The sequence below is a fragment of the Streptomyces sp. NPDC001156 genome (assembly GCF_053598275.1).
In genome coordinates, this window is the sequence record NZ_JBSFJX010000333.1 from 1 (window position 1) to 5,859 (window position 5,859).

A 5,859-nucleotide genomic window follows, 5' to 3' on the forward strand; every position below is an offset into this window, starting at 1 on the left:
ACCCGGCTGGTGTTGATCGTGTAAGAGCTGCTGGTCGCTGACCCGCAGCCAACGTGAGCCAGGAATCCCCCTGCTTCAGCTGGGGGAGGATTCAACAGTGCACGTACCTGCCTCGCCGCGGTCTGGTCCGCACGCCGAGTGACGTCCCGCCGCAGGAGCGATGAGCCTCACCGACGCCCTGGTCACTGCCCCCACCATGACGGGCACCGGCACCGCACCTTCTGATCCGTGCGCTGCACTGCACGGCCGGGAGAGTCGAGGCCGAATCGCCCCGCGTTTCCGAGTACGGCCTGATCAAACCTGTTGCTCATCGCCGACACCTCATACGCTGCCACGGCGGGCCGCCGCGCTCGGTCTGCCCACCGTGCATTTCACGACCGGTGCCACGGGCACAAGCCGTCCCGTCTGTGCGCGGGTCGGCGCCTTGCACCGCCGCGGTCCGCACCCCCATTACCCGGCGCCCTCGGAGGAAGTGATCCTCCAACAACTCGACACCACCCCAGGTCGAGCAGTGCCCTCACTGACAGGGCGGCATCCCGGATCCAGGTGTAGCGATCATCCCGGTTGCGCTCGCCTTCGAGTTGTTCAGGCAGTCCCACGGCCGCGGCCACCAGGGCCCCCGGGGACGCGTAGGTCAGCAGCTTGAGCGTGATCGTCGAGCGGTTGACGACCGCCTGCCGCCGCCTGGGGTCTGCCGTCGCGCCGTGAGGGAGCGGCCTGCAGCCGTGGAATCATGTCGCCGGCTGGCCTGCGGCATCCGGCGGGGCTGGCTGCACGCATGGCCCGATATGTGGGCAAGGTGGCTGCATACCAGGCCATGAGCGCCCCGCAGCGTGTGGTTGCCCCGAATGTGCCGACGGATTCCCCGTCGGACAGGCGCCCCGGAGGCCGCCATGGTGTCTATCGACATTCACCCCCTGCACGCACCTGGACAGACCATCCTGACCGCGCATCCCTCGGGTCGGGCGGAGCCGCTTTGTACAGGTTCGGCTCGGACAGCCGTGGTGGCTCTGCCCGCCGAGCCTGCCAGTGTCGCTGCCGCCCGTCTCTGGGCCACCGGCGTGCTCACCCTGTGGGGCCTGAGTGCGGACGACCGCGACACGGCCGCGCTGGTCATCAGTGAGCTGGCGGGCAATGCCGTCTTGTACGGCCACTCGGAGATGACCATCCGCCTTGCCCAGCACAAAGACCAGCTACGCATGTGCGTAACGGACTCCGGAGCACCCCCAGCCCAGCAACTCATGGTCCCTCGAGAACTCGACGAACACGGTCGCGGCCTGGCTATCGTGCAGGCAATGGCCGAATCGATCGAGGTCACTCGCGAGCGGGACGGGTGGCGCGTCGGAGCGGTGCTGCGTGCGTCGACGACCGGGGACCCGGAGGCGAAACCCACTGCGAACGTGGTGATGTGACCGCCGATGCGGAAGTCAGAAACCGACCGCCAGGCACCATGGAGCGCAGATGTGATCCAGGCAAGCCACGCAGGGCCCCTGACCCACCCGCCCAAGACCTGCCAAGGGAATACCGCATCTGAGCGGTAGCGGGCCGCTCCACCCGTGGCGACCGACCCGGGTGTGTGGTGCGGCGTCCTGCCGACCTTCTTCACGCAAAGACGCTGTCGCACGCGCCCCGCGCGGGTGCCGTTCATCGCGTCCTTCCGACCGTTACGGGAGGGGAGTTCGACCACGTGTCCTGCTGCACGTGGCTGCGGGGAGACTCACTGCATGTGTGCTCGTCTCAATCCGTATGGGCGGTGACGTCACGCAGGACGGCGACGACACCGTATACATGCCCGCGGTCATCGTGCAGGAGCGTGGCGTGGAACTCGACGGACAGGCTCGTGCCGTCCTTGTGTACGGCTGGTGCGGCCGTGAGTTTGCCCGGCTCGGCCATCACGCCCCGGGACACAGCGTGCCGGTATCCGTCCCAGTGGGCCGCGCGGAGCTCCTGAGGAACGATCAGGTCCACCGGCCGGCCCACGGCCTCCTCGGAGGAGTAGCCGAACATCCGGGCAGCACTCGGGTTCCATCCCCGGATGACACCGCTGCGATCCGCCACCACCACGGCTTCCACTGCCTCGTGAAGGACATCCTGCGCATAGGAGGCCGGGAACCCGCCAAAGGGCTCGGTGGTGCCCTCAGCCGTCGCCGGCCCAGCGGGGCGGGCAGGCTGTGCATCGGTCATGACTGCATTCCTTCCTCACAGGGCCGGCCCGGCGCGGGCAGTGCCCGGCCCGCGGCCCTTCCCCACGAGCGCCGCTCAGGCTCGATCCGGCCGGCTTGCGCCGTTCGTGCCGGCCAGGCCGACGGGCCGGGCAACTCCTCACCACCGTCCGGCGCCGCCTTGCACACGGCTTGCACGCCGCAAACCACGCCCCGGCCCCGCAAGGGGCACCACGATGCAAACCCGGTGCAAAGGCGGCGGGGACGCTGCAGTCCCAGGGTCATTTCGGCCTGGCCGGTGTCAGGCGGCGCCTGCGATACCGGACGGGCCGAAGTAACGTGCGCCCGCCTTCACGGCACCGAGACGGCGCCCCTTTTCAAGGTTTGATCAGTCACATCACGGCGGCTGCTGCCGGACCGGGTTCATGACGCAACCCGCCACCTTGGTCCGCACAGCTGCGAGGAGTTCGAGATGCGCAAGCTTGCTTCACCTGGTTCCTCCGAGGATGCCCTGGCCTTCAGGCTGGGGAGGAATCGGACTCCTGCGGAGCAGGGCAGGCAACGGGGTTTCGCCGCCAGGGCGAAAGACCGTCCACGCGACCGGGTAAGCTGCTCGGTGTGCGGTGCGAGAACCAAGCGCGCACACCGTGCTCAGCGAGAGCCAGGCCGGCACAGCAACTCCTTTGCTTGTAGTACCGAACCGGGCAGGTTCCGACCCGGCTGGTGTTGAGGGTGTAAGACCCGTAGGTCCGCTGGGCCCGCAGGCAGCCTGAGCCAGGAATCCCCCTGCTTCAGCGGAGGGAGGGTTCAATGTCCATGGCCACCGCCCTCGTTGCCGCAGCAGGTGCGACGGTCTTCGCCGCAACGGACGCCGGGGCGGCGACCACGTCGCACGGGACCACACTCGCCGGCGGTTGGGCGGGGGCATCCCCGCAGGCCTCGCAGGACACGGTGAAGCTCATTCAGGGCTTCTACGCCGCCTTCGCCAAGGGCGACATTCCCGCCGCGCAGAAGTTCGTCACCGACGACTTCATCATGCACGTGCCGGGCAAGGGCCTCAATGCCAGGGAGTACTGGGGCAAGGAAAGCCGGGACCTGTCCCAAGGCCCGCCTTCGCGAGTTCATGGGCCACATCCTCGGCTACAACGGCGGCACCTTCGAACTGAAGGTTCCGCACTTCGCGGTGAACGGCGACACCGCCTTCACCCGCGAGATCGTGACGCTCAACCGCAAGAAGGATCCGGCGAAGATCTGGACGCTGCGCTTCACCATGCAGTACAAGATCAAGGACGGCCGGGTCCCGGAGGCATGGACCATGCCGGAGGAGCAGGACGTCTACGACGCCTACTGGACACCGTCCCTCGACACGCCCCGCGGCACACCGGCCTCCTCCCAGCCCGCACCCTCCCTGCCGACGGTGCGCACGCCATCTCACCCAAGAACACGGGCTTCCTGAACACCTTCTACAACACGTTCTGGAGCGGGGACCTCGACGGGATCCACCGTATGGTCTCGGACAACGTCGAGGTACGGATCCCCGGGCACTCCGACATCTCCGGCGTGTACAAGGGATGGGACGGCTTCCTCACGTTCCGCAAGCGGGTGATGGCCACAGTCGGCAGCCGCTACAAGCTGGACGTGGCCGCGATGGCGGGCGACAGCGCGGGCGGATTCGCGCGGAAGTTCATCCGGATGAACCGCCCCTGGGATCCGCAGGTCAAGTCGGTCGACGTGACCATGTACTACACCATCCGCCACGGAAAGATCGTGAAGATGGAGGACGTTCCGGTGGACACCAACGCCTGGCAGGACTTCTTCACGAAGCCGCACAAGGCGAAGTAGCTCCCCGGACGTTGATGGCCGAACGGGGGCTTGCCGCAGCACGTGCCACAAGGCGCACCGACCTGCCCGGCGGGCGAGGCCGCCGGGCAGGTCGGTGCGCCTTGCGGCAGGTCGCAGGCGGCGTGTGCGGCCAAGGGCATGGCTGTCGTCGGGCGCCGGAATGCCGGGGGAGGCCGGCACGGAACCGACCTCCTCCCCTGCGGTCAGGGGCGAGGCGCGCGACGATCCCGCCGCTGCTCGAGCTCCTCCGCGCTGACCGGGACGAGCATCGGCTGGCCGGGGGCGCAGAACATCGTCACGACGAATGCGGACTCGACGTCGGCAAGGTTGTTGCCGTCCTGGTAGTGGATGACGTCGCCGCCCGGCTCCCAGAAGGTATCGCCGGCCTTGAGGACACGCTGCGGCTCGCCCTCCAGCTCGAAGATCATCTCGCCCTTGAGGACATAGCCGTAGGCAGGGCCGGAGTGGCGGTGCGGCGGTGCGCCCTCGGAGCCCGGCGGGAGGGTGACCAGGAGTGTCATCGCCTCGGCGCCCTCGGGTATCTGCGGTGCGCCAGGTACGGAGCCGATAACGTCGATCTGGGGCGGCGGTGTGGTCGCGTTGGGGTTCTCGATATGGTGCGAGTGTTCGGCGCTCATGAGTGTCCTCGCTATTTGTATTGGTTAAAACCTTCTGCGTCCTCGACAAGGTGGAGTCGCGATCTGTGACAGCCCTCCCCACCGTCAGATGGCGACGACGTTCAAAGGCCTGGACACCGGCCGTCGAACCCGACGACGAAACCCGCACGGTCTGTCCCCGCACATCTCCGCAGGCGGCACCTCGGCATTGAGGACGCCGGTGTGCTGCGCGCCTCCCTGGCGGCCGAGCCCGACACCACCAAGACGCTCGCGCGGCACGAAGCCGCCCGCACCGCCCGGTTAGACGCCGCCCGCGAGCACGCCGCAACTGCCGAACACGCCGACGGAGCAGCCGCGTTCGCGCAGCGGTACGCCGCGTTCAGCCACTGGATGCTGACCACGGCACCCGCCACCTGAGCTGGCAGGGCGGCTGCCGTCGTCGACGAATCGCAGCCGTGTCCCAGCCGGGCGCCTATTTTGTTCGGAGCTCTTAATGCGGCGTGGCGGGAGGGCTTAGCAGCGTCGTCAGCGCGTTGTCCACGGCCGTCTTGATCTGCGCCGAGTCGATCATGGTGTTGAGGGAGAAGGTGACCTGGCGGCTGTGGTCGGCGGTGGTGTAGCTGTAGGTGGTGTATCCCAGGGTCCCGCCGGTGTGACCGTAGGCCGTGCCGTACGCCGGGTTGGTGACGCGGTCGAGCCCGAGTCCGTAGGGCGACTGGCCCGGCAGCGGCTTGACGTCCTGCATGGCCTGCAGCAGGGCCGGGGGCAGCAGCTTTCCCCCGATGAGTGCGCTGAAGAAGCGGTTCAGGTCATGGGTGGTGGAGATCAGCGAACCGGCCGTCCACGCCGCCGACATGTTCTCCTCGGTGACGTCGGTGAGTGGGGAGCCCGGGCCGTTCATGCGTATGTAGCCGTGGGCGTGCAGGCCGGGAATCCGGACGGAGCTCCCGGGGAAGGACGTGTGGTGCAGTCCGAGGGGTTGGGAGCTGTTCGGTTTCGGATGTGCAGGAGTGTGTGTGAGTGTGCACGAGCATGTACCTGTTCGTGGTGTTGCAGCGCGCGCACGACGCATGGCGGGCACTGTCAGTGCCGGCCGATACCGTTCTTCCTGTTGCTGACCACGTGTTGGGGAGGGGGCACATTGATGCGTGGTGAGTCGCTGCGCACGATCGCTGCCCCCTTCGTGGCCGTCGGCCCGTCCGGCGTGGCGATCCGCACCCGCATCAAGGCCCTCACGC

Annotated in this window: 7 protein-coding genes and 1 pseudogene; 4 read left to right on the forward strand and 4 right to left on the reverse strand. The window is 67.9% G+C overall.

Features of this window, described 5'->3' with window-relative positions; translation table 11 throughout:
* Positions 1 to 494: 494 nt before the first annotated feature.
* A pseudogene (locus ACWDA7_RS49400) lies at positions 495 to 671 on the reverse strand (glycoside hydrolase family 15 protein); the annotation flags it as partial.
* Between the two features lie 333 nt (positions 672 to 1,004).
* On the opposite strand from ACWDA7_RS49400, the gene ACWDA7_RS49405 reads away from it, so the two are divergent.
* Positions 1,005 to 1,412: an ATP-binding protein gene (locus ACWDA7_RS49405; protein ID WP_450614336.1), complete on the forward strand. Its 408-nt coding sequence runs from the start codon at positions 1,005 to 1,007 to the stop codon at positions 1,410 to 1,412.
* A 325-nt stretch (positions 1,413 to 1,737) separates the two neighbouring features.
* Here ACWDA7_RS49405 and ACWDA7_RS49410 read toward each other — a convergent pair whose 3' ends face one another.
* Positions 1,738 to 2,184, reverse strand: coding sequence for a PAS domain-containing protein (locus ACWDA7_RS49410; RefSeq protein WP_450614338.1), 447 nt, complete (start codon positions 2,182 to 2,184; stop codon positions 1,738 to 1,740).
* 1,101 nt (positions 2,185 to 3,285) lie between these two features.
* Between ACWDA7_RS49410 and ACWDA7_RS49415 the strand changes: the two genes are divergently transcribed.
* The gene (locus ACWDA7_RS49415; protein ID WP_450614340.1) at positions 3,286 to 3,618 is read left to right on the forward strand and encodes a hypothetical protein; all 333 of its coding nucleotides are present in this window, start codon (positions 3,286 to 3,288) and stop codon (positions 3,616 to 3,618) included.
* The gene (locus ACWDA7_RS49420) at positions 3,615 to 4,004 is read left to right on the forward strand and encodes a nuclear transport factor 2 family protein (protein WP_450614348.1); all 390 of its coding nucleotides are present in this window, start codon (positions 3,615 to 3,617) and stop codon (positions 4,002 to 4,004) included. The genes ACWDA7_RS49415 and ACWDA7_RS49420 overlap by 4 nt, the downstream gene beginning before the upstream one ends.
* 203 nt (positions 4,005 to 4,207) lie before the next feature.
* Here the strand turns inward: ACWDA7_RS49420 and ACWDA7_RS49425 are convergent, their stop codons facing one another.
* Positions 4,208 to 4,642, reverse strand: a complete 435-nt coding sequence (locus ACWDA7_RS49425) for a cupin domain-containing protein (protein WP_450614342.1) — start codon at positions 4,640 to 4,642, stop codon at positions 4,208 to 4,210.
* Between the two features lie 201 nt (positions 4,643 to 4,843).
* Between ACWDA7_RS49425 and ACWDA7_RS49430 the strand changes: the two genes are divergently transcribed.
* Positions 4,844 to 5,038: a hypothetical protein gene (locus ACWDA7_RS49430; protein ID WP_450614344.1), complete on the forward strand. Its 195-nt coding sequence runs from the start codon at positions 4,844 to 4,846 to the stop codon at positions 5,036 to 5,038.
* Positions 5,039 to 5,111: 73 nt separating this feature from the next.
* Here the strand turns inward: ACWDA7_RS49430 and ACWDA7_RS49435 are convergent, their stop codons facing one another.
* A complete protein-coding gene (locus ACWDA7_RS49435; protein ID WP_450614346.1) occupies positions 5,112 to 5,693 on the reverse strand; it encodes a serine hydrolase domain-containing protein in 582 nt (193 codons plus the stop codon).
* Positions 5,694 to 5,859: the final 166 nt, after the last annotated feature.

Coding starts and splice junctions, on each gene's coding strand:
- ACWDA7_RS49425 (WP_450614342.1), bottom strand. CDS start 4,642: ATGAGCGCCGAACACTCGCACCATATCGAGAACCCCAACGCGACCACA.
- ACWDA7_RS49435 (WP_450614346.1), bottom strand. CDS start 5,693: ATGCGTCGTGCGCGCGCTGCAACACCACGAACAGGTACATGCTCGTGC.
- ACWDA7_RS49415 (WP_450614340.1), top strand. CDS start 3,286: ATGGGCCACATCCTCGGCTACAACGGCGGCACCTTCGAACTGAAGGTT.
- ACWDA7_RS49410 (WP_450614338.1), bottom strand. CDS start 2,184: ATGACCGATGCACAGCCTGCCCGCCCCGCTGGGCCGGCGACGGCTGAG.